The 554-nt window shown below is 74.5% G+C and carries 1 protein-coding gene; it reads right to left on the reverse strand.

Annotated elements, in window-relative coordinates:
- Positions 1 to 17: 17 nt before the first annotated feature.
- A partial coding sequence (locus Q0L15_RS06750) for an aminotransferase class I/II-fold pyridoxal phosphate-dependent enzyme (RefSeq protein WP_296603150.1) occupies positions 18 to 554 on the reverse strand: 537 nt, incomplete at its 5' end.

Consider the following 554-nt stretch of genomic DNA (forward strand, 5'->3'; position numbering starts at 1 on the left):
CAGGCCCCGCGACCCGTTCATGCGCCGATGGCGGACGGCTGGCCCGCCCGGACGTCGTCGAGCGCGCGCAGCAGATCGGCCATCGTGTCCGGCGGTCGGACGGCGATCCTGGCCCACGCGCCGTCCAGCCCGGGGAAGGTGTCGGCGCGGCGTACGGCGACGCCGTGGGCGCGCAGCGCCTCGCGCGTTCCGCACCCCAGGCGCGCGAGCACGAAGGACGTGCGCGAGTCCACGACCTCGTAGCGACGATGCTGCAGGGCTGCGACGAGCCCGGTGCGCCACTGCTCGATCCGCTCCGCCCGACGCCTCGCCTCGGCCGCGGCCTCCCCGGTGGTGCAGGCGATGGCGGCGGCGATGGCCGGCGTGGAGACCGACCAAGGCACCTGTCTAGCGGTGAGCCCCGCGATGGCGCGCTCGTTCCCGAGCACGTAGCCGGCCCGGATGCCTGGGATCGACCAGTGCTTGGTCAGGCTCCGCACGACCAGGAGGCCGCGCCGGCGGTTCGTCGAGAGCGACTGGCCTTGGTCGACCACCGCGTCCATGAACGCCTCGTC

Source organism: Nocardioides sp., assembly GCF_024509035.1.
Lineage (GTDB): Bacteria > Actinomycetota > Actinomycetes > Propionibacteriales > Nocardioidaceae > Nocardioides.